The sequence below is a fragment of the Cohaesibacter intestini genome (assembly GCF_003324485.1).
In the GTDB taxonomy this organism is placed as follows: Bacteria; Pseudomonadota; Alphaproteobacteria; order Rhizobiales; family Cohaesibacteraceae; genus Cohaesibacter; species Cohaesibacter intestini.
This window is the reverse complement of the sequence record NZ_QODK01000004.1, coordinates 285,994-312,980: the sequence shown is the minus strand read 5'-3', so window position 1 is coordinate 312,980 and position 26,987 is coordinate 285,994. Positions and strand designations below refer to the sequence as shown.

20 protein-coding genes are annotated in these 26,987 nt (G+C 57.2%); 6 read left to right on the top strand and 14 right to left on the bottom strand.

What is annotated here, in order from left to right; all coding sequences use genetic code 11:
- Nucleotides 1-9: 9 nt before the first annotated feature.
- The 5 genes from DSD30_RS16040 to xylF form a co-directional block, all read right to left on the bottom strand.
- The gene (locus DSD30_RS16040) at nucleotides 10-1,659 is read right to left on the bottom strand and encodes an FG-GAP repeat domain-containing protein (protein ID WP_114010723.1); all 1,650 of its coding nucleotides are present in this window, start codon (nucleotides 1,657-1,659) and stop codon (nucleotides 10-12) included.
- Nucleotides 1,656-3,113: a cytochrome c family protein gene (locus DSD30_RS16035; RefSeq protein WP_157967738.1), complete on the bottom strand. Its 1,458-nt coding sequence runs from the start codon at nucleotides 3,111-3,113 to the stop codon at nucleotides 1,656-1,658. Before DSD30_RS16035 ends, DSD30_RS16040 begins: the two co-directional genes overlap by 4 nt.
- A 231-nt stretch (nucleotides 3,114-3,344) precedes the next feature.
- Nucleotides 3,345-4,124 (bottom strand): ATP-binding cassette domain-containing protein, encoded by a 780-nt coding sequence (locus tag DSD30_RS16030; RefSeq protein WP_114010721.1) that lies wholly within the window; start codon nucleotides 4,122-4,124, stop codon nucleotides 3,345-3,347.
- A 3-nt stretch (nucleotides 4,125-4,127) separates the two neighbouring features.
- The gene (locus tag DSD30_RS16025; protein WP_114010720.1) at nucleotides 4,128-5,429 is read right to left on the bottom strand and encodes a sugar ABC transporter permease; all 1,302 of its coding nucleotides are present in this window, start codon (nucleotides 5,427-5,429) and stop codon (nucleotides 4,128-4,130) included.
- 190 nt (nucleotides 5,430-5,619) lie between these two features.
- A complete protein-coding gene (xylF, locus tag DSD30_RS16020) occupies nucleotides 5,620-6,645 on the bottom strand; it encodes a D-xylose ABC transporter substrate-binding protein (RefSeq protein ID WP_114010719.1) in 1,026 nt (341 codons plus the stop codon).
- A gap of 206 nt (nucleotides 6,646-6,851) precedes the next feature.
- Between xylF and DSD30_RS16015 the strand changes: the two genes are divergently transcribed.
- From DSD30_RS16015 to DSD30_RS16000, 4 genes are all read left to right on the top strand, one after another.
- A complete protein-coding gene (locus DSD30_RS16015) occupies nucleotides 6,852-8,084 on the top strand; it encodes an ROK family transcriptional regulator (RefSeq protein WP_114010718.1) in 1,233 nt (410 codons plus the stop codon).
- 345 nt (nucleotides 8,085-8,429) lie between these two features.
- On the top strand, nucleotides 8,430-9,878 hold the full coding sequence (gene xylB / locus DSD30_RS16010) for a xylulokinase (protein WP_114010717.1): 1,449 nt from the start codon (nucleotides 8,430-8,432) through the stop codon (nucleotides 9,876-9,878).
- Entirely contained in the window at nucleotides 9,878-11,185 is a 1,308-nt protein-coding gene (gene xylA / locus DSD30_RS16005; protein ID WP_114010861.1) for a xylose isomerase, read from the top strand. The genes xylB and xylA overlap by 1 nt, the downstream gene beginning before the upstream one ends.
- Before the next feature lie 274 nt (nucleotides 11,186-11,459).
- Nucleotides 11,460-11,726 (top strand): hypothetical protein, encoded by a 267-nt coding sequence (locus tag DSD30_RS16000; protein ID WP_114010716.1) that lies wholly within the window; start codon nucleotides 11,460-11,462, stop codon nucleotides 11,724-11,726.
- Nucleotides 11,727-11,864: 138 nt separating this feature from the next.
- Here DSD30_RS16000 and DSD30_RS15995 read toward each other — a convergent pair whose 3' ends face one another.
- From DSD30_RS15995 to DSD30_RS15970, 6 genes are all read right to left on the bottom strand, one after another.
- Entirely contained in the window at nucleotides 11,865-12,920 is a 1,056-nt protein-coding gene (locus tag DSD30_RS15995; protein ID WP_114010715.1) for an ABC transporter ATP-binding protein, read from the bottom strand.
- A 1-nt stretch (nucleotide 12,921) separates the two neighbouring features.
- The gene (locus tag DSD30_RS15990; RefSeq protein WP_198662989.1) at nucleotides 12,922-14,187 is read right to left on the bottom strand and encodes an MGH1-like glycoside hydrolase domain-containing protein; all 1,266 of its coding nucleotides are present in this window, start codon (nucleotides 14,185-14,187) and stop codon (nucleotides 12,922-12,924) included.
- Nucleotides 14,188-14,191: 4 nt separating this feature from the next.
- Nucleotides 14,192-15,391: a carbohydrate ABC transporter permease gene (locus DSD30_RS15985; protein ID WP_114010713.1), complete on the bottom strand. Its 1,200-nt coding sequence runs from the start codon at nucleotides 15,389-15,391 to the stop codon at nucleotides 14,192-14,194.
- Nucleotides 15,388-16,677, bottom strand: coding sequence for a carbohydrate ABC transporter permease (locus DSD30_RS15980; RefSeq protein WP_245418506.1), 1,290 nt, complete (start codon nucleotides 16,675-16,677; stop codon nucleotides 15,388-15,390). Before DSD30_RS15980 ends, DSD30_RS15985 begins: the two co-directional genes overlap by 4 nt.
- A 70-nt stretch (nucleotides 16,678-16,747) precedes the next feature.
- Nucleotides 16,748-18,112 carry an ABC transporter substrate-binding protein gene (locus DSD30_RS15975; RefSeq protein WP_198662988.1) on the bottom strand — a complete coding sequence of 455 codons (1,365 nt, stop codon included), beginning with the start codon at nucleotides 18,110-18,112 and terminating at the stop codon, nucleotides 16,748-16,750.
- 146 nt (nucleotides 18,113-18,258) lie between these two features.
- Nucleotides 18,259-19,344 carry a LacI family DNA-binding transcriptional regulator gene (locus tag DSD30_RS15970; RefSeq protein ID WP_198662987.1) on the bottom strand — a complete coding sequence of 362 codons (1,086 nt, stop codon included), beginning with the start codon at nucleotides 19,342-19,344 and terminating at the stop codon, nucleotides 18,259-18,261.
- Nucleotides 19,345-19,840: 496 nt separating this feature from the next.
- Here DSD30_RS15970 and DSD30_RS15965 point away from each other — a divergent pair, with 496 nt between their 5' ends.
- Together DSD30_RS15965 and DSD30_RS15960 are read left to right on the top strand one after the other, a co-directional pair.
- A complete protein-coding gene (locus DSD30_RS15965; protein WP_114010711.1) occupies nucleotides 19,841-20,293 on the top strand; it encodes a methyltransferase family protein in 453 nt (150 codons plus the stop codon).
- Nucleotides 20,293-20,985, top strand: coding sequence for a TetR/AcrR family transcriptional regulator (locus tag DSD30_RS15960; protein ID WP_114010710.1), 693 nt, complete (start codon nucleotides 20,293-20,295; stop codon nucleotides 20,983-20,985). The genes DSD30_RS15965 and DSD30_RS15960 overlap by 1 nt, the downstream gene beginning before the upstream one ends.
- Nucleotides 20,986-21,013: 28 nt before the next feature.
- Here the strand turns inward: DSD30_RS15960 and DSD30_RS15955 are convergent, their stop codons facing one another.
- Genes DSD30_RS15955 through DSD30_RS15945 form a run of 3 tightly spaced genes read right to left on the bottom strand, consistent with a single transcriptional unit; the run spans nucleotide 21,014 to nucleotide 26,701 of the window.
- Nucleotides 21,014-24,505, bottom strand: a complete 3,492-nt coding sequence (locus DSD30_RS15955; protein ID WP_114010709.1) for an error-prone DNA polymerase — start codon at nucleotides 24,503-24,505, stop codon at nucleotides 21,014-21,016.
- Nucleotides 24,502-26,055, bottom strand: coding sequence for a Y-family DNA polymerase (locus DSD30_RS15950; protein WP_245418505.1), 1,554 nt, complete (start codon nucleotides 26,053-26,055; stop codon nucleotides 24,502-24,504). Before DSD30_RS15950 ends, DSD30_RS15955 begins: the two co-directional genes overlap by 4 nt.
- Complete coding sequence (locus tag DSD30_RS15945) at nucleotides 26,003-26,701, bottom strand: ImuA family protein (RefSeq protein ID WP_114010858.1); 699 nt, start codon at nucleotides 26,699-26,701, stop codon at nucleotides 26,003-26,005. Before DSD30_RS15945 ends, DSD30_RS15950 begins: the two co-directional genes overlap by 53 nt.
- Between the last annotated feature and the right edge of the window lie 286 nt (nucleotides 26,702-26,987).

The following is a 26,987-nucleotide window of genomic DNA, read 5'->3' as shown; positions in this document are numbered from 1 at the left end:
CAAGCGGCGTCAGTTTTGCAAAGCCACCTGTGAAGGCAACCAGACATCGGCGGTGGATTTGCCCCGTGTGATCCGGGCATGCTGATTGGCAAACAGACGGATCCACGGGCTCCATTCTCCATCCGGCCATTGAACCCGCGCAACGGCACGTTCTGCCACTCCGATACCGAAATGATGCCATCCGGCCTTGCCCCCCGCATGGCCACCGCCAATGGTGATTTCCCGACTTTGCGTCCGATCCGCAATTCGCACCTCAAGGAAGGAGCCTATGGCATCCCTGTTGGGACCATCCTGAAGCAGCTGGAGAGCCACCCAATTGCCCATGGGAGCGGCAATCGTCTCGTCCGTCGCGCCGTCCTTCGTTTCAACCTGTCCCATATTGCGCCAGATCTGGGCATTGACCTTACGATTGACCACAACACTGTCGAGCTGACCATCCAGATTGAGGTCAACCAGAGAGCCGCCCCGTCCGCGGGCAAAACTCAACATGTTGGCCTTGTCGGCAGCTTCCTCGAACGAACCATCTGGCATGCCAAGCAACAGGCTGTTTGGATCTTCCATGGCAAAATCCGTCATCGCCTCGACATTGCCCTTGGTCACGAACAGATCAATGAAACTGTCATTGTTGACATCATCAAACTGCGCATGCCACGAGGTCGACGGATTGACATTGTCGCCAACAAACGGCCGATGGGCGGTGATGCCGCGCTGAAACGCCCCGTCTTCAAAATCCGGCTCTCCACGGCGGGAGGTCAGGATCTGCAACTTGTTGTCAGCCATTGAGGTGATGTAATAGTCGGGCCGACCATCGCCGGTCAGGTCTGTCGAGGCGATTCCCATGCCCCAGACCCGCACCCGGCGCCAGCCATCGCCGGAGCGATATTCCTCTGGCTGTTCACCTGCCCGGACCTTCCACAATTGCTCGTGACCGCCGCGATAATATTGCCGGTCATTGGCGATCCGCAAATCGGGTTTGCCGGAGCGATCCCAGTCGGTAAACATCATCGACAGGGCACAATAGCCCGGCTTCAGACTTTCATGCCGATAGCCGCCCGATCCATCGGAACCGCTGGGACGAAAGAAATCGGTGTCATGACAGGTGCCAAAAGGGGCACCCGGTTGGTCGCGATCCACATAATTGCCAATTGCCAGCGTTGGCAGGCTTTGGCCTTCTTCCCACATGGCCGCAAAGGCCGTCGACCAGGCCTGACCGCCATCAAACGACCAGCGTTTGTTGGCTTCCTCGAACTGGCAATTACCAAGACCGCGAAACAGCTTATTCTCGCCGACACGCAGGACCAGAAGGTCCTGAATGCCGTCGCTATCGATATCAAGGGGATAGGCCCCACTGACCGCTTCTATGGCCAGGGGGCTATCCGACTTTTTTTCAAATGACAGAGCTCCGCCAAGTGTGCTGCGATTGACATAGAGCGCTGCTGGATCAGAGCCCCCCGCCAGATAGAGCTCCGGATAACGGTCGCCATTGCAGTCAAAGGCTGCAACACCGCCGCCAACAAAATATTCCCAGCCGCCATTGTAGCGGTGCTCAACTCCGGATGTCTCCGTCACTTCAACCATATGAGGCGCTTCTACCGCCAGTGCATGGGACGCAAACACGCCGATGACACCGGCAGATATAGCATAGATAATCGCTCTCATTGCTGTATCTCCGTGGCTAGAGTAAGGGTAAGGGATTGTAGATATTGTATTATTTTTCGCTGTTCGAGATCTGACAGCTTTTCGAAGGCCAACCGTGCCTCTTTGGCTTGCCCACCGTGATGTCCGATCACTTCCCTGAGGGTAGAGACGTCACCACGATGACCATAAGGGGCCGTGCTGCCGACACCCCAAAGACGGGGTGTCAGGAATTGGTCATTCGGAATGAACCGCTGAGACAGACGCTCATTGCCAAAATGACTTTTCTCGGCATCGGCGATCACATGGCGCTTGAAGTCTGAAAAGACTGGCACCATCCATTCACCCTTCTCATTTTGCTCCAATCCTGCCGAGGACAATTGGAACGAGAAGACGGCATCAGAGCGATCAGACGCCCTGAGATTGCCCGCTGCGTTATAGGGGCCGGGTTCGACAAATGTCAGCGATTTGAGCGGCAAGGCCTTCACATGGCATTGCGAACAAAGCGCCTGATCGAACAGATCAGCCCCCTCTTTCACCGCATCCTGCAGAACGGGATGCTCGGGCATGGTTTGGACAGGCGTCGGCAAAGCCGCCTGAAACAGAACAACGGCAGTCAGGTCACCGGACAGCAATTCCTGTTTGTGACCATCTTCATCAAAATCGGCGGAATGGGTCCATTGCATACCCCAGCGCTCATCGCTCTGCATCCCATGGTGGGTGTTCATCGCGTTGATGCTGAACTGGCGCAGAGAAGTGAAGACCCCTTTCTGGCTGAACGGGCGAACGATCAGATCGTGATCAATGCCTTCGATCTGTTCGACATTGACGAACCCGTCCGGCTGCACGGTCAAGGAGCCGAAATCGACCCCCTTGGCAACCAGAGGCACGGTCACCGACTGACCGCTTGCACGCGCCTGATCGACCGCATCACGGCGCAGAGCACGAAGCTCGGCAGTCATTTCGCGCGCCAGCAGCTCCACAAGGCCGGAGCCATGCAAGTGCGGCGTGCCACGCTCATTGGAGAATTGTGCTTCAAGCGTATCAAACTCGGCATCAGACACGCCCACAGAGGTGAAAACATTGGCGACAAACTCACCTGCACCGCCAGACGCTGGCTGATTGTGACAGCCATTGCAAGCATTGGAATCCGGACCCGAAGTGCGGAACAGGGCCGGCACACGACCGGGGCGGCGCTTGACTGGCACTTCCGCCTGTGTTGCAGCAGGGCGCCCAGCTCCATCGAGTGTGGTGAATTTGGCGTCGAACAACATCCGGCCATGGGCGTTGATTGCCTCGACGGACATGGTTGCAAGGTCAGACAGATCAAGATGCTGGCGCACTGCGCGTTCATCACCGATCACCGGAGACGCACCTGTCTCCGCAGCGGCGGAACCGACCGCAGCCACCCCGAAAACGACATAAGACGCAAAGCACAGGGCAGCGCAATGCAAGGGTTGCTTCCAACCTGCTCGCATGGATTTCCTCCCGAAATACACCTTGATCATCCCCCCTCCTCAGGGTTTTTCGACAAAGCCAGCGCCTGATTGTTATCATTGACGTAAACTGGCCGACCAGAGTGTATGTTAACGTAAGCTGCCACAAACGGAAGCTCGACTTAGAGATGGGTTCCCCACCATTGAAAAAGGACCCGATGTGACTACTCAGCATAGCACATCGGGTCCTTGATTGTACTTATAATCTTGGATCTATATGGTTTCGCCCGTATGCGGATGTTTGCCAAGAATAATCATCCCCAGAATGTCATCCTCGGTCACCTCATCGACCTTGACGGTTCCGACAAGCTTGCCATTCTTCATCACCGACGCCCGATCACACAGCGCCTTAACCGCGTGAATATCATGATCGATAAGGAAAATTCCCAATCCTTGCATCTTCAGTTCCTGAATGAGATCGGCCACCATCTTGGTTTCTTCGACACCGAGGGCAGCGGTCGGCTCATCCATGATCAGGATCTTGGCATTAAAGTAAACGGCGCGACTAATCGCGACACTTTGACGCTGACCACCGGACAAGGCAGACACCGGGGAAGAGAATCGCTGGAAGCGGGGATTGAGTCGTCCCATGATCTTCCGGGTTTCCGCTTCCATCTGCGCATCATCCACGAGCCCCACACCATTCACCAGCTCACGGCCAAGGAACATGTTGGAGGCGGCATCGAGATTGTCTGCCAGCGCCAAGGTCTGATAGATCGTCTCGATATTATATTCGCGTGCGTCGCGCGGATTGTTGATCTCGACCATCTCGCCATTGACGAAAATGTCGCCACTATTTTTCTTGTAGGCACCCGAGAGCATCTTCATGAGACAGGACTTGCCCGCCCCATTATGTCCCAACACCCCGACCACTTCGCCGGGATAAAGGTCAACCGTCACGTCATCGACCGCATTGATGCCGCCGAAAGACAGGTTCATATTGCGCATTTCAACGAGCGGCGTGCCGCGATCAGCTTGTGCAGAAGTTGGCATCGATCAGTCTCCCGTTCTCTTGCGATAGACAATGTCGACATAGACAGCCAGAACCAGCACGATACCGACGACAATATTCTGATAAGGCGCTTCAACGCCCACCATGGCCATGCCCGATTGCAGCGACTGCATGATCAACGCACCCAGAATGGCACCATAAATGGTTCCGACACCACCAGCCAGAGCCGTACCGCCAATGACCGCGGCGGCAATGACCCGCAATTCGTCAAGCGTCCCGATATCGTTGGAGTGGAAGTTGAGGCGCGCCGAGGCAACCACCGCAGAAATGGCGCAGAGCACGCCAACCATGGCGAAGATCTTGACTGTCAGCAGCCGGGTATTGATGCCCGACAGGGCTGCTGCTTCCGGGTTGCCGCCTGTGGCAAAGATATAGCGACCCAGACGGGTTCGCTGCGCAATCACCGTCATCACAGTCGCCACCAGGATCAGCACCAGCACCGAATATGGCACACCATAGCCTTCGCTATAGCCCTCAGGCATCACTTCTCCGCGCGCTTCGAACAGACGCTTCAAACGACCAATCGGCACATCATAAGCATTGAGCATCCAGACAAATCCGAGGATCGCTCCGACCGCAATACCGCCGATGATCAACTCTGCCCAGACCGGCTTGACCGGGAAATCGTGGGCAATCTTGTTGCGGCGCGCCCCGAACAGCAGATAGACAACAAACACGGCAACCAGCACGCCAAGTACCCAGCTGCCACTTTCCCCGAGCGTGCCCTCAATACCGCCAAGAGACACGAATGCTGTGTCGAGCGGCCCGATGGTCTGGCCATCGGTCAAGTGCCAGGCGACGTTGCGCCATACAAACAGCCCACCCAGCGTCACGATAAAGGCCGGGATGGTCAGATAACCAATCAGCCAACCATGGAAGGAGCCAACCAGAGCCCCAACCACAAGGCCGACAACAATGGCGATCGGCGCGATCATGCCAGAGCCGAGCTCCAACCCGAACCAACCGGGCAGGACGGCAGTCTGGATCATGGCCATCACCGCCGAACAGGTCGCGAGCAACGCGCCCACTGACAGATCGATATGCCTTGTGACGATAACAAACACCATGCCGGTCGCCATGATGGCAACGGACACTGTCTGGATCGTGAGATTGAAAATGTTGCGAGGAGTTAGAAAACGACCGCCAGTCCAGAAATCAAAAACGATACAGATAATGACAAACGCACCGATCATGCCGAGCAGTCGGGTGTCAATTTCCATTGTATCGATCAGGGTTTTCCGCGCTTGTTTTGGCAGGCCGCGATTGGTAGTCACGCTATCGCCCATGTGCTGCTCTCCAGCATGCAAGTTATCATTACCTCTGCCGCGCAAGGCAGAAGCTGATGGTCAATGCTTGATTGTTGTAGCTTGTTTGCTCCCGCTTCCAACCCGGTGGCCTGCAGGCCACCGGGTCATTGCGGGTATTTGAAGCAAAGCATTGAACGGCCACCTGAGTGTTGGGGTGACCGCTAGTCGCTTAGTTACAAGGAGCCGGACCGTTGGTAACGCCCTGGCAAAGTGCTTCAACAGAGATCCAGCCACCATCGGTGACAACGGTGAGGTTGTCTTGGGTGATCGGGATCGGAGCCAGGAAACGAGCGGTCATTTTGGTGCCTGATGGGGAAGTCCATGCGCCAGCGCCTTCGACATCCGCCATTTCAGTACCACCAGCCAGAGCAACAGCGATTTCTGCAGCTGATTTGCCGAGGTCACGCGCGTCTTTCCAGACGGACACAGTCTGAGTGCCCTTGGCCACACGGTTCAAGGCGGCATGATCGCCATCCTGACCGGAAACCGGGATACCTTCCATGCCCTGAGCAGTCAGAGCCGCAACAACACCACCGGCGGTGCCGTCGTTGGAAGCCACAACAGCGTCAACCATGTTGTCGTTGGCCGTCAGGATCTGTTCCATGTTGCGCTGGGCGTTGGCTGGCAGCCAGCCATCGGTGTAGGCTTCGCCAACAATCTTGATGTCGCCGGACTTCACCGCAGCATCAATGATTTCCTGCTGACCACCACGCAGGAAGTCTGCGTTTGGATCAGTTGGAGAGCCCTTGATCATGACATAGTTGCCCTTTGGCTGTTTTGCAAAAACAGCCCGAGCCTGCATACGACCAACTTCCACATTGTCAAAGGTCAGATAGAAGGCGCGATCATCTTCGATGAGACGGTCATAGGCAATCACAGGAATGCCTTCATCGGCAGCATTCTGAACAGCCGGAATGATTGCCTCGGTGTCCTGAGCCAAAACGATCAGCGCATTCACGCCCTGAGCCATCAGCGCTTCAATATCGCTGAGCTGTTTGGACGAAGAAGACTGGGCATCGGCGGAAACATACTTGGCGCCGGCAGCTTCAAGAGCCTTGACGATTGCTGCTTCGTCAGTTTTCCAACGTTCTTCCTGGAAATTCGACCAGCTGACACCAACGACGAGATCTGCGGCGAGCGCAGGCGTGAATACAGACGCGCTCAAAAGAGCCGCCATAAGCAGTGATTTTTTCATATCTGTTCCTCCCAAGAACATAACAGCCAGTTCAGCATGGGCTGCTGCAACTATCAATACCATCATTTATTTTAATGCTCAAATTAAAAATGCAACTCTTTTCTGTTGAGTTAGAAATTCTGCAAGATTTTCCGATCGAGGGGCGTTAGTATGTCGTTTGAAACACATCAAGATTTGCAAAAAGATCCACAAACAAAGCCAGCCAGATGAACAACCGCACAAGAAAGCCGTCACAAATTCCCGAACAACGCAATCAGGGGCGGCATCTGGTCTTCTCTCACATTCGCAACAATCATCAAGTTGCCCGCATCGATATTGCCCGCGAGACCGGCATGAGTCCGGCCACCGTTACGGCCATAACCGCAGAGTTGCTCGGCGCTGGGCTGATCGAGGAAGTACAGCGTACGATCGAGCCGGGTCAGTCCCGCAGAGGCCGTCCGCGTGTCGACCTCAAGCTACGCGGCGAAGCCCATTTCGTGGCCGGGATGAAACTCACCAACAAATATGCCACGGCGGTGATTCTGGATCTGGAAGGCAACCAGCTGGGCAACGCCCAGCTACCCATGCCAAGACCGCGCCTGAGCAACAAGGAATTTCAGGATCTGATAGTCGCCATGGTGGATCTGGTCACCCAATCCGCCAAGATCGAGATCAAGGACCTGTCCTGTATCGGCGTCGGCATCCCCGGCACGGTTCAGGCCGAAAACGGCTTCGTCGACTGGTGTCCGCTGATCGAGGAAGAACAATGCAACCTGCAAGAGGTCTTGCAGGAAGTACTGCCCATGCCCGCCTTCATAGAGAATGACGCCAATGCGGTTGCCATGGCGGAGCTGTGGTTCGGGTTTGGCCGCGATGCCCCGGATTTTCTGGTTGTCACCATCGAACAAGGCGTCGGCCTTGGCATCGTGATTGACGGCAGGATCTATCGTGGCACACAGGGCTTCGGCGCGGAATTTGGCCACACCAAGGTCCAACTGGAAGGGGCCTTGTGCCGCTGTGGCCAGCGCGGCTGCCTTGAAGCCTATGTCTCCGACTATGCCTTGCTGCGCGAAGCGGAACTCTTCATTCAGAAACCCGGCAGCGGGGACGAGAACAACCGTCTGGCCGAACTGTTTGAAATGGCCCGCAATGGCGACATGATGGCCAAATCGATCTTCGATCGCGCCAGCCGCATGTTCGCCATGGGGTTGGCCAATCTGGTCAATCTGTTCGACCCGTCTCTGGTAATTTTGGCTGGTGAACAGATGCAGTTCGACTATCTTTATGCCCAGACCGTTCTGGATGCAGTCAAATCCTCGACCATTCAGAAAGGGCACCATGCCCCTGAAATCCGCATCCACAAATGGGGAGACCTGATGTGGGCAAAGGGCGCTGCTGCCTACGCTCTGGAAGAGATTGTCCGCATCACGATCGACCAGCTCAATGCCCCAGACCCGTAACATGCCTTCCTGACCCTTCCTGACCCTTCCTGACCCGCCAAATAGCCCCGAGCCGCGCCCACGTCTCCAGACCTTGTCACGGGACAGTTGGCCCAAACCCGAGGCCCCTCCTCTCGCAATGCCAAGGGCCGCGCACCACGGCAACTGTCCACAAGATCGCAACCGGTGACCACGACCGAAATATCGGTCAATCTCAATCATCTGCCGCATAAGCACAATCGGTTCCGCAGTGCGAACACTCCTTTCGCTTGATTTATTTTACGAACTAAAATAAACTTTTCTGGCGAAATATCTCCGGCCCGTTCACTCCGATCTTGGATGCCACGGACCGGTTGGGAGGAAATCATGTATTTAGGAATTGACCTGGGCACGTCCGGGATCAAACTGCTGGTTATGGACGAACGCCAGCAGATTGTGGCCACCGTCAACCAACCCCTTAGCGTCGAACGCCCAGACACGGGCTGGAGCGAGCAGGATCCGGAAAGCTGGATCAACGCCACCGCAAAGGCCTTCGACGAACTGGCTGCCAATGCCCCGCAGGCCGTCAAGGACATTCGCGCCATTGGCCTTTCAGGCCAGATGCATGGCGCCACCATGCTCGATGCAGACGACAAGCCCGTCGCCCCCTGCATCCTGTGGAACGACACCCGCTCCTACAAGGAAGCAGCCAAACTGGACGCCACCGAAGGCTTCCGCAGCCTGACGGGCAACATTGTCTTTCCCGGCTTCACCGCCCCGAAACTGGTCTGGATGCACAACAACAAGCCAGACCTGTTCGACCGGATCAAGAAAGTTCTGCTGCCAAAGGATTATCTCCGCCTCTGGTTGACCGGCGATTATGTCTCTGATTATTCCGACAGCGCTGGCACCGCCTGGCTTGATGTCGGCAGCCGCACCTGGTCGGACCAGCTGCTTGCCGCAACCGGCCTTGATCAGTCCCACATGCCAGCCCTTGCCGAAAGCATCGAAAGCACCGGCAAGATTCGTCAAGCGCTCGTCGAACGCTGGGGCTTTTCCCCCGACACCATCGTGGCTGGCGGCGCCGGCGACAATGCAGCATCCGCTCTGGCGACCGGCATCGTCGCTGAAGGCGACGCCTTCCTGTCTCTGGGCACCAGTGGCGTGATCTATGCCGCCACCAACAGCTACCGTCCGCTGCCAGACAGCGCCGTGCATACCTTCTGCCATTCGACCGCCAATCACTGGTGCCATATGGCGGTGATTTTGGCCGCCACTGATGCGCTCAACTGGTATGCCAAGCTGGTCGGCTCGGACGCGGCCACCCTGACCAAGGCTTTGGGGCAAGAGGTCCATGCACCGGGGTCAACGCTCTTCTTCCCTTATCTGGGCGGTGAGCGCACCCCGCACAATGACGCCAGCATCCGCGGCGGCTTCATCGGCCTTGCCCATCCGGACGATCGCGACAGCCTGACCCGCACCGTGCTCGAAGGCATTTCCTATGCCTTCATGGATGGCATCAAGGCACTGGAAGCCGCAGGCACCCATCTTGACCGACTGATTGCCGTCGGCGGTGGCTCTTCGTCCGATTATTGGCTTTCTCTGCTCGCCACCATTCTGGGCAAACAAATTGACCGCCCCGCCGCCGGTGATTTCGGCGGTGCCTTCGGTGCGGCCCGCACAGGGCTGGTTGCCGATCTGAAATGCGATCCCGCAGAGGTCTGCACGATGCCGACCATCGACCAGAGCTTCCATCCAAACACTGACCTGCAGCCTGCATTTGCAGACGCTTATGCCCGCTATGCCGCTGCCTATCCATCCCTGAAGGATCTTTGATCATGACTGACTTTTTTGGTTCGCTCTCCAAAATCAAATATGAAGGCCCAGACAGCGACGATCCGCTCGCCTTCCATCACTATAATCCAGACGAGATCGTCATGGGCAAAAGCATGCGCGACCATTTGCGCTTTGCCGTGGCCTATTGGCACAGCTTTGCATGGGAAGGTGGCGATCCCTTTGGCGGCCGCACTTTCGATCGCCCATGGTATGGCGACGGCATGGACCGCGCCAAACTGAAAGCCGACGTCGCTTTCGAATTGTTCGACATTCTCGACGCGCCTTTCTTCTGCTTCCATGACGCAGACGTTCGCCCCGAAGGCAACAACTTTGCCGAAAGCCTGTCGAACCTGAATGAAATTGTCGACTATTTCGAAGAGAAAATGGCAACCTCCAGCACCAAGCTGCTCTGGGGCACTGCCAACATGTTCTCCCATCGCCGGTTCATGTCCGGCGCCTCCACCAATCCGGACCCGGATGTCTTTGCCTACAGCGCGGCCACGGTCAAAAGCTGCATGGATGCCACCATGCGTCTTGGCGGCGAGAATTATGTGCTCTGGGGCGGCCGCGAAGGCTATGAAACCCTGCTCAACACCGACATCGGTCAGGAACTCGACCATATGGGCCGCTTCCTCTCGATGGTGGTCGACTATAAGCACAAGATCGGCTTCAAGGGCACCATTCTGGTTGAACCAAAGCCGCAGGAACCTTCCAAGCATCAATATGATTATGATGCCGCGACCTGCATCGGCTTCCTGCGCAAATATGGCCTTGAAAATGAGGTCAAGCTGAACCTCGAACAGGGTCATGCCATCCTTGCCGGCCACAGCTTCGAGCATGAAATCGCCGTGGCCTGCGCCGATGGCATGCTTGGCTCCATCGACATGAACCGCAACGACTATCAGTCTGGCTGGGATACTGACCAGTTCCCGAACAATGTGCCGGAAGTGGCCTTGGCCTATTATCACATCCTGAAATCGGGTGGCTTCACCACCGGCGGCACCAACTTTGACGCCAAACTGCGTCGCCAGTCCCTTGACGCCGAAGATCTGGTGGCCGGTCACATTGGTGGCATGGACATCTGTGCCCGTGGCCTGAAGGCGGCGGCTGCCATGATCGAAGATGGTGGTCTGGAAAATGCCCTCAAAGCCCGCTACGCCGGTTGGGAGCAGGATGCGAACAAGGACATGCTGGCCAATGGTACGTTGGAAAGCATTTCCGAGCGCGTCCTCAAGGACAACATCAACCCAGAGCCACGCTCTGGTCAGCAGGAAAAACTGGAAAACTGGGTCAACCGCTTCGTTTGACTTTGCTCTCCCCCTCCCCAACTTCCCCAAGAGCGGCTCCGGCCGCTCTTTTTTTGTTCAAAGGCAAGAAACAGCTTCGACCGGCTTTTGGATCGTTCTAAGTAAAGGTGCGACATATGCGACCTTTGTTGGCAGCCTTTAGAATATTCATCTAATTTACGAACAAAGTTACAAGTCAATTACACGAATCTGATTGCATTTTTCACCCATATATGCAGCCATTGATAGAACGGATACTTTCATCCGCAGCCCGAACCAATCAAAAGAGGGCAAAATGCTGGATATTATCATGTGGGGGTGCGTCAGCATGGCGGCGGCAAGCCTGCTGAAAACAATTATCCCGTTGCAACTGGACGAGCGAGCTTTGCTCTACTATCTGCGGACCGACCCGAAAGCCCAGAAATGGGTATATCGGTTCGGTGAAAAAAAAGCGGCCAGTTTGTCACGCCAAATCTTCATGCCACTTTGCATTGTCACCTCGGTCGCAATCATCGCCTACAGCCTGTGGCTGGTTGCTCTGGCCATGACGACAGGCGCCTGAAGCGACGTTCGAACTGCAGCACCACATGGCCCATCGGCCCTTAGACCCACCCCCTGAGACACAAATAGGGAGCGGAGAACCGCTCCCCATTGTCGAGCAGAATGCTCTTGGGAGATTTTCTGGAAGGGCTACCCATCCTCACGAGCGGGGCAACGCCTGCCCCTCAGCATCGAAGAAATGCAGTTTTTCCGGATCAAAGACCAACCCGACCTTATCGCCAGATCTGACCGCCGTATTGCCATCAACCCGCAAGCCAATAGCCCCGAGTGAGCCGCAGTCAACCAGCAAGTGGGTGTCGGCCCCGAGATATTCGACAATATCGACCACCCCATCGCACTGCCCTTGACCGACATCACCCAAAGTAATGGCTTCAGGTCGCACACCGAGATAGACCGCAATCCCCTTTTGGGTCTGGGCACCGCCTCTGCCCCCTTCCAGCTGGTAGCGGTCACCATCGGTCTGGCATGGCATGATATTCATCTTCGGAGAGCCGATAAACTGCGCCACAAACAGATTGTCTGGCCGCTCATAAAGGGTGCGGGGCGTGCCGACCTGCTCGATGATGCCATCACGCAAAACGACAATCCGATCCGCCAATGTCATGGCTTCCACCTGATCATGGGTCACATAGATCATTGTGGTATCCAGCTCGCGATGCAGCTTGGCGATCTCATAACGCATCTCGACCCGCAAAGCCGCATCTAGATTTGACAGTGGCTCATCAAACAGGAACGCGGTTGGGTTGCGCACGATCGACCGCCCAATGGCAACCCTCTGTCGCTGACCACCGGACAATTCTTTCGGACGTCGATCCAGATAGGCCTCAAGCTTCAGGGCCTTTGCGGCGTCATCGACCTTGGACTGGATTTCCGATGTGGGTGCACCGGCGGTTTTCAGACCAAAGCCCATATTGTCACGCACATTCATATGTGGATAGAGCGCATAAGACTGGAACACCATCGCCAATCCCCGCTCAGCGGGAGGTTTGGCCGTGACGTCTTGGCCTTCAATCAGGATTTCGCCACGTGAGCATTCCTCAAGACCGGCAATGGTCCTGAGCAAGGTGGATTTACCACAGCCCGACGGGCCGACAAAGATGATGAACTCCCCTTCTTCAATATCGAGATCCACCCCCTTAATCACCTGCAGATCGCCAAACCACTTCTCGACGCCATTGAGTTTAATGGATGACATATCACGCCTCCTTTGGATCTTTGGACACCCAGGCAAGCCAGCTGGCTGCCGTCCAAGTGAAGACACCCCCGCCCGCAGGCGTGCCATCTTCCGGGTCAAAATATTCAGCAAAGCCGCCGCCTTCAATCAGCCGCGCACAATCGGAGCGAATCCGCTCGGCCTCTGACCGATAGCCAGCATCCTCAAGCCCGATGCCAATCAGTGTATTGACAATCACCCAGACCGGACCGCGCCAATAGCGCTTGGGATTATAATGTGGGCTGGTCGGATCAAGGCTCGCCACTGCATGGGGGGAAGCGATCAGGAAGCGCTCCAGATGTGGCAGCATGCGCTTGTCATCAATCCCCGCATACCAGCACAGAAACGCCGCCGACGTGACATTGCCCGCAAACAGTCCGGTACGCAGATCCTTGGCATCATAGCAGCCAATATCCTCGTTCCAGAGGCTCTTCACGCCCTCTTCGAGCGCCACGATCCAGCCATCAATCTCGGACACGTCGCGGCCCAGTTGCTCACCCATCCATTTCAAATCGCGGTTGGCCCGCAACAGGGTGAAGGTGAGGGTCGGGTCTGCCACACGGAACAGGCCATCATCCAGAATCCGCTGTTCGTCCCAACCATTGTCACGAGCGAAATAGAGGATCGACAGATAGACGTCATAATCCCGCTTGGTTGGGCGCATCTCCGGATTGACGTGAGACGTGTCGCGCCTTGTATAGTCACCGACATTGCTGGCATCGACATTGGCCATTGCCGCATCCCAGTCGGCGGCATTGTCGCGCCCCGATTCCCACGGATGGGTTACACAGATTGCCCCGCTTTCGCCGCGATGACGCATGAACCAGCCATGCCATGCAACAAATTTGTCAAACAGAGCCTCAAGCTTCTCCTTGCCAAACGCGATGTCCTTTTCAAACAAGGCCCGCGTGAAGGTCGCTGCCACCGGTGGCTGGCTGATGCCCGACGAGGACACAGCATTGCCCGAACACTTGTCCGTGCCCCAGACGTCGGGACCGGGAAAATAGCCATCGTCTTTCTGGTGAAACAGGATATGAGGCACCATACCATTCTGCCACTGGCCAGAGAAAAGCGTTTCGATTTCCTGCCATGCACGCGGCAGATCGAATTCGGCAAAGCCATAGGCCGCAAAGGCACTGTCCCAGTTCCATTGATAAGGGTAGAGCCCTTCGGTTGGAACCGTATAGCCGCCGCGATCATTGCCACGCAGAATGGCAATGGCCTGATCGGAGAGGGAAAGTGTCGTCATCATCTTATCCTTTAACAGAGCCTGCGGTCAGGCCTTTGGTCATGAAGCGTTCAAGGCCGAGAAACAGCACCATGATGGGGAGCGTGGCGATCACCGCACCTGCCATCAAATGCTGGCGCGGCACTTCTGACGAGTTGAGCATGGAGACGCCCCGCGTCAGAGTGAATTTGGAAGGGTCATCAAGCAGCATGAAGGCGAGCAGAAACTCGTTCCACGCAATCATGAAGACATAAAGCGACACCGAGGCAAGGGCTGGCAGAGACAGAGGCAGAGTGATTTTGAGGATCACCCCAAGACGGCTGAGACCGTCCATCAGGCCTGCCTCCTCCACCTCGGCCGGAAGACCGCGGAAATAGCCTTGCAGCATGTAAAGCGCCACCGGAATGGTCGTCACCGGATAGATTAAAAGCAGACCAAACAACGAATTACGCAGACCGAACATCGAGAAGCCGACATAGATCGGCAGCGCCAGCACGATCATCGGCACCATATAGATCAGCAGGATCGAACGGGACATCATGGCCTGCCCACGAAAGCGCAGCCGCGCCACCGCATAGGCCCCCGGCACACTGAAGAGCAGCGTCACCAGCACCGTCATGATGGAGATCAGTATCGAGGTGAACAGATAGCTGGCGAAATTATAGTCGGTGAACAACTCGGAATAGGAGCGGAACAGATCCCAGCCCTTGTCCCACTCAATAGAGAAATCGAGCGGATTGAGCAGCAAAGCCTGCTGGCCCTTGAGGGACGTCATCACCATCACATAGAAGGGCACAATCACGACCGCAGTGAAGAAGACATAGCCAAAACCGGTAAGGAAGCGAACGATGGCATCCTCGAATTGGTGCCGATTGAGCGCGGCGGCTGGCAGATGCCCCAGCATGACCCGAAGCGGCAAATACAAACCGGCTGCCAGCACCAACAGGCCCAACCCTTGTGCCACCGGGCTCTGATCAAGCGGTATGGCAAAGGGCTGCATCAGGCTCGTTGCCAGAATGACGATCAGAGCAAGCCCGACACCCAGCAGGCGATGCCCGACATAAAGCGCAATGCCACCGATCGCCACCCCTTGCAGCAAGGACACCAGCCAGATAGGCCGCACCGGCAGGCCAGTGGAGAAGGCCAGCAGAATGGTCAGGCAGACAATGATGGTGAGGCTCCACAAGGCGCCCAGCACCGGAGCAACAAACAATCCGTGTTTCATAGTCCTTCCTCCCGGCTCATGAAACGGAAGAAGAAGAAGGAGAAGGCCAACAGACAGGCAAAGATCACCACGGCGACGGCTGCACCCGCGCCAATGTTGGAAATCGCAAAGGCCTGCTCATAGACATTCACCGTCAGGGTTCGCGTCCCCGCATTGCCGCCGGTGAGCAGAAAAATGTCGTCGAACTTGTTGAACGTCCAGATGAAACGCAGCAGGAACAGGACCGACAGAATGCCCATCAATTGCGGCAGGGAGAGATAGTAGAATTTCTGGAAAGGTGAGGCCCCATCCATATCCGCGGCCTCATACATATCCGTATCGATCGATTGCATGCGCGCAAGAATGAACAGGAACGACAGCGGGAAATAGCGCCAGATCTCGAAAATCGTCACCGAAATCAGCGCCAAAGGACGGTCGCCAAAGAAGTTGATCGGCGCAGAGATCAGCTCCATCTGCACCAGAAGCGCATTGAAGGACCCGGAGAAAGGATCAAGCAGGGTCACCCAGGTGAAGGCCACCGCAATCACCGGAGCCACATAGGGGAACAGAAACAGACCGCGCAGAATCCCCTGCCCCTGGAAGCTTTTGTTGAGAATAAGCGCTGCCATCATGCCAACGATCAAGGCCCCCACCGTGCCGACCACCGTGTAGAAGGTGGTCACCCACAGCACTTCAACAAATTCGGAGCTGTCAAAGACCGCACGGAAATTCTCGAAGGTGAATTCAAGACTGAACAGATCAGACGAGGCATCCCCTTCCATCACAGGCACACTGTCGCGGATGTTGATGCCACTATCCAGGAAGGCCTGTTCGGCAATCACCTCGATTTGCAGCTTCTCGCGATAGCCCGGCTTCCAGTCGCCGAAATTACAGGACAAGCGCCCTGCAGCGATGGCGCATCGCTCATCAAGCTCTACCGGCACAAGTCCGTCCGGCCAGTCATCCACCATCGTGACATTGGCAATCGGCTTTTCGCGCGAAGAGTTTTTCAGACGGAACTCAACGATCGATGCATCCCCGGTGGCCTTTGGCTTGCCTTTGAGACGCTCATAGACATCGGGTGTCGTGGGACGCAAATCGCCCAAATTGATCGGCTTGGCGCTGATCCAGAAAATCGCCAGCAAAGGCAGGATAATCACCAGAGCCACGCTGATCAGCGTGGGCAGCAACAATCCCCAGGCAAGGCGCGCTTCGCGCTTGGCCAGTGGCCCGGCGCTGGGTGGCGTGGATACAGGATCCCGCGTCCGGCGTCCGCTGGGACCGGCTTGAGGTTCGGACATCGACATGAGAATGCGCTCCATTGTCATGCCGGGCAGACCGCGCCGCCCGGCATGGAAGGATCAGGATGAGGCTGGCTTACTTGATTTTGGCCAGTTCTTCATTCAGAGCTGCCACCGCTTCGTCAGCCGAGATGGCATCATCGGTGAACTTGCGCACGATCTGGTTAAACACCTGAGCGTTGATCATCTTGGAGGCAAGCGCCAACTGGCCTTCCTTGACGCCCCAACGCTGGGCCACATCCAGACCACCAACGATTTCGCCAATCATCTCGGAAGGATACAGATCACCCAGCGGTTTTTTGCGATCCACACCGACAGGCAACTTGGCCCATGCTTCGGTGAATTTGGTTGGATTGCCCTTGTCACCACGGCGGGTCGGGAATTTGCCTTCCGGCGCGATGCTAAGGGTTTTGGTATAGCCTTCATTCATCGAATAGGAGACGAATTTCTGAGCCGCTTCGATATCCGCATCAGACGTGATGCCGAAATAGCGAGAGTCACCCCAGGCAGCCCCGCCTTTGTTGGATGGTCCGGCAAAGTTGGTGACGATACCGGTTTTTGAAGCCAGTTCCGGGCTGGTTGGATCATCATTGATGGTTGGAGGAGCGGAATCGCGCAGACCCGCCAGCTCGTCAAGAATGAATGGCGACCAGATGATCATCGCAGCCTTGCCAGCGAAATAAAGTTCGCGGGACTGTTTCCAGTAAAGCTCACCCGGAGGAGAGGCCTTGACGATGGCCTTGTAGAATTCGAGCACTTCCTTGGTTTTCGCCGGATCAAGTGCCTTGAAGCCATTGTCATCCACTGGCGACACACCATTGGCAAGGAAGACATGCTCGAGCACCTGGCTCATGAAATTCTCGTCAACCTTGGTCGCGGCAACGAAGCCGTACATTTCCGGCGGATTATGAAGGGCCTTCAGTGCAGCTTCCACGTCTGCAAAGGTGGACGGGGCCTTGAGGCCCTTGGCATCGAACAGATCCTTGCGATAGACAATCATCTGCGTCCAGCCATCGACCGGCACAGAGGCGTACCCATTGTCGGTCGCTGCCATGCTCAAGGCACCGGGTGCAAAGGTATCTTTGCCCAACTGATCAACCACCTCGGTCGCAGCATCCGAATCCAGAATGCCCGCTTCCACCCACGGCAGCGCATATTGCAGCGGATGATAGATAACGTCAGGCAGATCACCGGCCGCAAAAGCAGCGGTGGCGCGGGTGCCAAGGTCTTTTTCCGTTACCGGAATGACTTCGACCTTGATGCCCGTTTTGGCTTCAAAGTCTTTGGCCATTTCCTGCTGTTTGGCCAGACGAGGGGTCTGTTCTTCCGTGGTCCAGAGCCGGATGCCATCGGCCGACGCAGTGACCATGGAGAAGCCGAGCGCCAGAGCGGACCCGAGCAGCAGGCCTGTCAGTTTTTTGCTGGTGCTAGAAAATTGCATTGTCGAACCTCCCAATTCAACGGTTTTGAAATATCGGAACTTTGGTCCGATGCAAGCTGATGACTGGATTAGCCGACTGCATCAGACCTTGACGAAAAGCGGTTTGCCAATCGCCCGGACCAGCCAGACGACCGCCAAACAGCCAGTTAAGGTGAGACCGGCGGGCCGTCAGAGGCTCGCTCGATCAATTTTGCTTCGCCCAGCTGGCGGAGAGTTTCAGGCGCAGCCCCACGGATGCGCTTGATCAGCAAATCGGCAAGGCGTCTTCCTGCCTCGCGATTGTCAACGGAAAAACTGGTCAGCGGCGGCGAGGCAAACTCGCCTTCCGAAATACCGTCATAGGCCATGACCGACAGGTCCCGTCCAATGTCGAGATTGGCCGCCTTGGCCGCCTGATAAAGCCCAAGGGCGGCAAGATCGACCGCACAGATGATCGCCGTCGGGCGGATGGGTTGCGACAGCAAGGCAACTCCCTCGCGCAACCCGTCTTCCTTGGTGACGGCATTGGACCGCATCAATGCCCGATCCACCGGCAGCCCAACCTTTTCCAGACCGGCCAGATAGCCCTGAAGCCGCAGCCGGGCATACATGTAATAGTCGAGCCCATTGATAAAACCGATGCGTCGATGACCAAGCCCGTAAAGGCGCTCGACGGCCTGCTCCATTGCCAGTTCGCCGCGAATATCAAACCAGCCACAGTCTTTGTCGTCGCCAGTGCGGCCAAACATAATGAAGGGGATATCGTGGGACCGCAGATAATCAACGCGCGGATCATGCTCACGGGTTCGCGGCAGGATGAAGCCATCCACCTTGCGCTCGCCACTCAAACGTTCGATGGTCTCCAGAACGGCTTCGGAATTTTCCGCCGTCGCCACTGTCAGTGTCCAGTTTTCCTCACTGGCCCGCCGCGAAATACCGTCAATGAAATTGGCGAGGAAGGGACGGTGGCTGCCATGCCCCCCCACATTGAGCACCATCCCCAATGACTGGATGAGCCCTGTACGGATCGCCTGCGCCTGCGCCAAGGGCTTGTAACCCAGCTGGGCGGCTGCCTTGGCCACTCTCAGACGGGTGAGCTCGGCAATATCATTATAGCCATTCAAGGCCCGCGACACCGTGCTCTTGGACATACCCAAATGGTCGGCGACGTCATTGATCGTCACGCGCGGCTTGCCCGAGCGCCTGTAGCCGTTCCGCCGAATAGCCTCTTGGATATCTTCAACTTTACTCACGATGTCCTCCACGAGAAAATGCTGATTTACGAAACCGGTTTCGGCAACAGCCAGAGTCCAAGAAACCGTCATTTTTGTCCAGTCAAAGAAGATTTATTTCCCAATTGGCGAAATCGGTTTCTGAGACTGGTTGAGAAGGCCTGCATCGCTGGTTTGCAAAATGTTACGAAGAATCAGCTTTTTAACACAGATCTGCCACCTCACCGGTTGCCCATGCAGAACAATCGGATTGCGTGTTTTTATTGACGTCACACGCCCATACCTACCTGTGGACTTTATCGTTTTGAGGGGTCAGTGGTGTCTCAAAAATGAATATCTGGCGTTGTAGCCATGCTCTCATCGCAACAACTCAGGTCCCTGAAATGACAACCGCATTTGGCATTATGTGTCATTGGGTCCAACACCACCTCTTGAATAAGTTTATACTTGATCATATTTATCAAACTACAATCTATCAAGCATCACCCCGCTTTACCATTCCTCACAAGAGCATCCGATGATCCCGTTGCTTCCCCCTGCTCTGACGGCGCTGCTGACCATCGCACCCCTGTCCCTGCTGGGCCTTCCCGCCCCATCTGGCCTGCAGATAGCCCCCTTTTGGCTTGTCTGGACAGGCGCAGCCTTGTGCATACCGGCCGGACTTCTCATCGCCCTTGTCGGCAAGATACAGTTCCATCGCAATGACAGCGAAATCCACCCTTTCCGTACACCGCGCAATCTGGTCACCGGCGGTTTGTTTCGCATCAGTCGCAACCCGATGTATCTGGGCTTTCTGCTGCATCTCACGGGCATCGCCTTGCTCGTCAATCTCTGGCCCGCCCTGTTGGCACCTCTTGCCTTTTTCGCGGCAGCCAATCTCTGGTACATCCCACACGAAGAACAAGCCGCGATAGACAGTTTCGGCGAGGCCTACATAACCTATTGCAACAATGTCAGGAGGTGGCTCTGATGGCACGCCCACGCATCGACGCCGACCGCGTCAAGGAACAGATCATCGAGATTGCCCGTGAACTGGTCATCGAATCCGGTGGCAAGCGTCTCGTCCTGTCCGACATCGCCGACCGAATGGGGGTCTCCCAACCCTATATCTATACCCACTTCAAGAACAAACAGGCCTTGTTCGCCGTTTTGGCCGAGCGCTGGTTCACCGAGCTGGAAGAAGCGGGCCAAGCCATCTGTGCCACCGAGCGTGCATGGCAATGCAAACTGCGCGATCTGATCCAGACCTTCCTGACCATCAAGAAGGCAGAATATGAAAGAGACCCGGCTTTGTTTGTTGCCTGTCTGGAATTGGCGTCGCCCCATCGTGACATTATCGAACGCCATGTCGCCCACCTGCACAGTTTGGTGCGGCAAATACTGACCGAGATCGTCCCACCGTCCCAGCTCAACACCATGGCCCATATGGTACTGGATGCCACATCGGCCTTTCGCGTTCCCTATGAAATTGCTCGTGCCCCCGAGCGTGCAACGCCAGAACGAGCCGAAGAGGTGATCGCCGCTCTGATCCACTATCTCGAAAGCTGCTTTGCAGAAAATCTCACCACAAGCGATATCCTGTCCGATCCGTCAAATGCAGACGCGCACCCTGCCTCCAATCAGGCATCCCGGACGCAGAAGACGGTTATTCTCCCGGTCTAAGCTTTGCCGCACCAACAAGACCCCCTGTTTAATGGAAATCCCGGCTTGGAAACAGCTTCTTGGCCTGCTCACGCGGATGCCGCGCCCGCGCCACACTGCGCGACCGCGCCAAGGCTTTGGAGGGCTTGACCCGTGGCGCCTCATCGGCCTGAGGATTGGTGATGCCCACCGCATCATCCAGCGGGTGACCAAGCTCTGACAGGCGGTGAGACAAATCCTCCACCCGCTCAGCAATCAAATGAACGACAATGCCCTCTTTCTGCAAATAGCCATGCACCCGCAGCAACCGCCCGGCAATCACCGCCCGGCGGAAGGCTTTGTAGACTTTCGGCCAGACCACCACATTCGACACTCCGGTTTCATCCTCCAGAGTGACAAAAATCACTCCTGACGCCGTCCCCGGCCTTTGCCGCGTCACCACCAGCCCACAGACGCTGACCTTCTTTTGCGTGCAAGTCAGCAACTCCCCATGGCAGGTCAGATCCGGCATTGAAGGACGCAGCAATTCCATCGGGTGGGCCCTCAGCGACAGGCGGGTGGCGACATAATCCTCCACCACTTCCTCTCCCAGATGCATTGAGGGCAGCACCACTTTCGGCTCGGTGATGCATTCCCCATCAATCGGATCATTGAACAAAGGCAAGGGCTTGAGGCCCGACAAGGCCTTGACCTGCCAGAGCGCCTCGCGCCGATCCATTTCCATACTAACAAAGGCATCGGCCTCTGCCAGCCGCTCCAAGGCCGCCGAGGACAGACCCGCCCGCTGCCACAAGCTCTGCGGATCGGGATAGCCATTGCCTCGCGCAGCCTCGATCCAGACCGCATCCTCCTGCGAAAACCCCTTGATCTGGCGAAAACCGAGCCGCAAGGCCCATGCCCCGTCGCCGCGCCGCTCCAACCCATTGTCCCAGCCGCTGTGATTGACGCAAATGGGTCGCACCTCGATCCCATGCTCGCGCGCATCGCGCACAATCTGCGCCGGAGCATAAAAACCCATCGGCTGGGAATTGAGCAAGGCGCAGGCAAAGATCGCCGGATGATGGCATTTCAGCCAGGCCGAGACATAGGCCAGCATGGCAAAGGCCGCCGCATGGCTTTCGGGAAAGCCATATTCGCCAAAACCCTCAATCTGGGAAAAACAGCGCTCGGCAAAGTCCCGGTCATAGCCCCGCGCCATCATCCCGCCCATGAAGCGCTCACGGAAGGAATGGATCGTCCCCATCCGCCGGAAAGTCGCCAGCGAGCGCCGCAGCCGGTCGGCCTCTTCGGCCGAAAAGCCTGCCGCCACAATGGCGATCTGCATCGCCTGTTCCTGAAACAATGGCACCCCGAGGGTCTTGCCGAGCACCGCTTCCAGCTCCGCCGACGGATAATGCACCGGCTCACGCCCCTGCCGCCGATTGATGTAAGGGTGCACCATGCCGCCCTGAATGGGACCGGGCCGGACAATCGCCACCTCGATCACCAAATCATAAAAGCGCCGCGGACGCATCCGCGGCAGGAAATTCATCTGCGCCCGGCTTTCCACCTGAAACACCCCCACCGCATCGGCAACGCACAGCATGTCATAGGTTGCCTTATCCTCCTGCGGCACCGTGCCGATGACAAAATCCAGCCCCTCATGGCTGCGCAACAGATCAAAGCTCTTGCGGATGCAGGTCAGCATGCCAAGGCTCAGAATATCGACCTTCAAAATACCCAGCGCATCAATGTCATCCTTGTCCCATTCGATGATGGTGCGGTCTTCCATCGCCGCATTCTCGATCGGGCAAAGGTCATCCAGCCGCCCCTTGGTGATGATAAAGCCGCCCACATGCTGGGACAGATGGCGCGGAAAGCCGACAATCTCGGCAATCAACCGCAAGGTCTGCATCAGCCGCCGATCGCCGGGTTCCAGCCCCAGCTCCCGCATCCGCCCCATATCGACGCCCTCATTTGACCAGCCCCAGATCTGGCCGGACAGAGCCGCTGTCACATCCTGCGACAGCCCCATCACCTTGCCGACCTCGCGGATCGCCGAGCGCGAGCGGAAATGAATGACCGTGGCGCAAAGCCCCGCCCGGTGGCGACCATATTTCTGATAAATATGCTGGATCACCTCTTCGCGCCGCTCATGCTCGAAATCGACGTCAATATCCGGCGGCTCGCCGCGATGCTCCGAGACAAAGCGCTCAAACACCATGGTGATGGTTTCCGGCGCCACATCGGTGATGCCCAGCGCATAGCACAAAATGGAATTGGCCGCCGACCCACGCCCCTGACACAGAATGTCCTGTCCCTTGGCAAAGGCAACAATGTCATGCACCGTCAGAAAATAGGCAGCAAAGCCGAGCTTTTCGACCAGCGCCAGCTCCTTGTCGGCCAGCTTTTGCGATTGCTCTGGCACCCCTTGCGGATAGCGCCGCTTGAGACCTTGCCGGGTCAGGCGTTCAAGCCGCGCCTGCGGCCCCTCGTCCCCCGCCACCTCATCGGGATATTGATAGCTCAATTCGCTGAGACAAAAATTGCAACGCCGGGCAATTTCATTGGCCCGCCTGAGCGCCGCCGGATGCCGCCGATAAAGCCGCACCATATCCGCCGCCCCCTTTAACCGTCGCTCCGCATTGGGCAGGGCGCGCGCGCCGATTTCATCGATGGTGATATGCTCGCGCATGCAGGTCAGCACATCAGCCAGTTGCCGCCTTTTGCCGTGATGCATCAACACATCCCCCACCGCCACCATCGGCGCGGCCAGCCGATAGGCAAGGCTTGAGCAAGCATCAAAATAGAGCTGATCCGAGCCATTATAGGCAGGCGCCGCGCCTAAAAAGACCGAGCCGGGAAAGCGCTGCACCGCCGCCTTGATGTGCGCCACCACATCCCCATGGCCAAGCCCTTGCTGCGGCAGGGCAATCAACATCATCCCCGAACAGCCGCCCAGCATGTCCCCATGCAGCAAATGGCACGCGCCCTTGCCCGCCCGCCTTTTGCCAAGGGTCAGCAAGCGGGTCAGCCGCTCGTAAGCGGCCCGATCCGTCGGCAGCGCCACCCAGTCAAGACTGCTATCTTCCAGCACCAACCGTGCCCCAACAATCAGCCGGGGCAGTTTCACGCCTTCGGGCCGGGTCAAAGGCTGCTGATGGGGAGTGTCTAGCACCGCGCGGCTCGAGGGATTGATCCGCTGGCTCGAGCGCACCTTGATCGCCTCGTTGCTTTCGCGCTGCAATTCTTTCAGCGCAGAATAAGCCCGCACCACCCCGGCCAGTGAATTGCGGTCGGTGATGGCGATCGCCTCTAATCCCAGTTCAGCGGTCCGTGTCACCAATTCCTCCGGATGCGAAGCGCCCTTGAGGAAGGTGAAATTGGACATCACGCAAAGCTCGGAATAGAGCTGCGGTCGCAATTGCTCGAATTGCTGCGCAGAAACCGCACCGGGCTGAGGTCCGGGATGCGGGCCGCTGGCCGGTGTTCCTTGGGCTGACTTTCCTTGCGCCGCTGTGCCAGCGTTCTTGCTCTGCACCTGATCATCTGGGGCGCTCATGCAAATTCCCCCTGCACGAACCAGCTCGACAAATGGGTCAGCCGATTTTGCGGCGTATGAAACAGCCACAAGCGCCAGCCCTGCCGGGTTTCCACCCACCAATAGTCCCTCAAACCCGACCGCCAAAGTGGATCATCCCACCACCATTCCGGTGCAATCCGTTCCGGCCCACGGGCTCGACTGACTGCCAGCTGCATCCGCCGCCAACGGAAATGGGCCGGAGGCTCTCGCCGGGCGATGTGCTCGTCTGATGAAAGGGGCAAGACAATCGGCTCGGGCGGAAACAGCCGCACAGGGCGCGGTAAGCCAGAAACAGGGCCAGAGACTGGGCCAGAAACAGGAGCTGCTTTGGATCCAGCTTTGGGCCATTCATCCACCGCCATGCTCCACGCGGCAGGCTGCAGCGAAAAGCTGCGCTCGGGCACATGGCTGTCGGCGGGCAAAAAGCGCAACACATTGTCCAGCCCGATCCGACTGCCAAGCCGGGTGATCAGATCATCAAGCGGCTGGGAGACTGCCTTGTTCTTCGCTCCTGCGTCCATCTGAGAAACGAGTGCAGCAGGCACCGTCTGCTCGGCCGCCATCGGCTCGACGGCCAGCGCTTCCAGCCGCACCATGTCGATGCCAAAGCCTGCATCCACCTCGCCAACCCCGCGTTCGAACAAAGGCAGGATCCGCTCGGCCTCCCGCATCGGGCGCGCGAGGCGCAATTCCACCTGACTGGCCGCCATATCGAGCCGCCGCATGGTCAATTGCAACACCCGCGCGCCAGCGCCGCGCTGGTCCAGCTTGTCGCAAAGCCGGTCCAGCAATTTCCCCGCCACCGCCATCACATCCTCGGTCAGGCCAATCGGCTCGGGTAAACTCATCCGCACCCCATAATGGGCCGGTTCCGACAGGGGCGAGATCGCTTCCTCCCGATGCCCCAAGGCCTGATCGAGCCGCATCAAAGGCTCAAGGCCAAAGCGCCGGGTCAGTGTCGCGCGCGGCAAGGCATAAAGCTCTTCGATGCTGCGCACCCCCAGCCGCAACAGCCCGGTCACCAGCTTGTCCTCAAGCCGCAAGGCCGCCACTGGCAAGGCCCCGAGCGCCGACAAGCTTTGACCCGGCGCCACCAGCCGCTCGGACAACGGCCGGTCTTGCGCATAATGAGCCAGCGCCCACGCCCCGCCGCGTGTCTCCGCCAGCCCCATTTGCACCGACAGGCCCGCATGGCCCAGCCGCTCCTCAAGCCGCTCAAGCAAAGCCAACTCGCCACCAAACAAATGGGTCGATCCGGTGACATCCATCACCAGGCCATCCTCCCCTTCCAGCCCGACCCAAGGGCAATAGCGCCCCGCCCAACAGGCCAGCAACAGAAGAAACTGATGATCGGCGTCCTGATCCGCCGGCATGGTCTGCAAGTTTGGACACAGGGCGCGGGCATCGGCCAGTCCCATGCCCCGCTCCAACCCCTCCTGCTCGGCCAGCCCATTGAGGCAATAAAGGCGCTCGGTGTTATTCTGCTGCCACGTGAGCGCAAAAGGCATCATCGCCGGTTGGTGCCGCATAATGCGGTCGCTCGCCAGCCTCGGAAACCACAATGACACGACGCGTCTCTGCATCCCAGATGATATCCCAACTTCCCAATGTTCCTGATTTGTTCTTTATAATCTGCCAGCGTTGCAGAGTCGAGTCACCAGACCGCCCTGCAGAGGATGACAGGGAGGAGTCCGCAGGAGTCTGCCGAAAAAGCGGTGCACAATGCCAGCGGCTTTCCGCTGCATTGGTCCCCATCCCCTCGCCAATCAACAGGATACCCGTCGCCCGCCCCTCTTCAGCAGCCAGCTGCAGCCGTCGCCCGGCGGTGAAGGAAACCGGTTGCGCCATTTCCGCCACCACAGCCGCCACCGCACCGGAGCGCAAGGCCTCTTCGGCACAGGCCTGCATCGATTTGTGGTCGGGCACCCGTACCAAAAGCAGATGCTCCGGGTCACAAAAGGCAGCCAGCCCGTGCGGATTGAGCTGATCGCTGCGCCATCCCTCAACCAGCCACAAAACAGCCCGTGCCTGATACCCGGTCTTGCGATCGGGGCAACGGGCCATACCGGCAGCGATCGCCGCAAAAACCACCCCCCCATGGCCGACCACTTCATGCACCCGCCCCTGTTTCAGCGGAAAAGCATCCGCCAAAGACTGGGAAAGAGACTGAGACATGAGAAACCCCTCCTTGATAAGCACCAGTGAAAGCCCGGAGGATGCATCAACAAAAGCAACGCCAAAACCGGGCAAAAAGGAACATAAAGAGAACGTATCACAAAAAGTCAATCCCGTCAGCCTTTTGCATCGTCATAATTATTTTGCATTCCGAAAAATATATCCATGCATTTTATGCATAGGTGTGTCGCACAATCATCTCTTCCGAAAAATTCGAAAAATGGCAGAATAGAGCCAACAACAGACAGAAAACACACACAGCAACCACAGCATCCGATCCAATCAG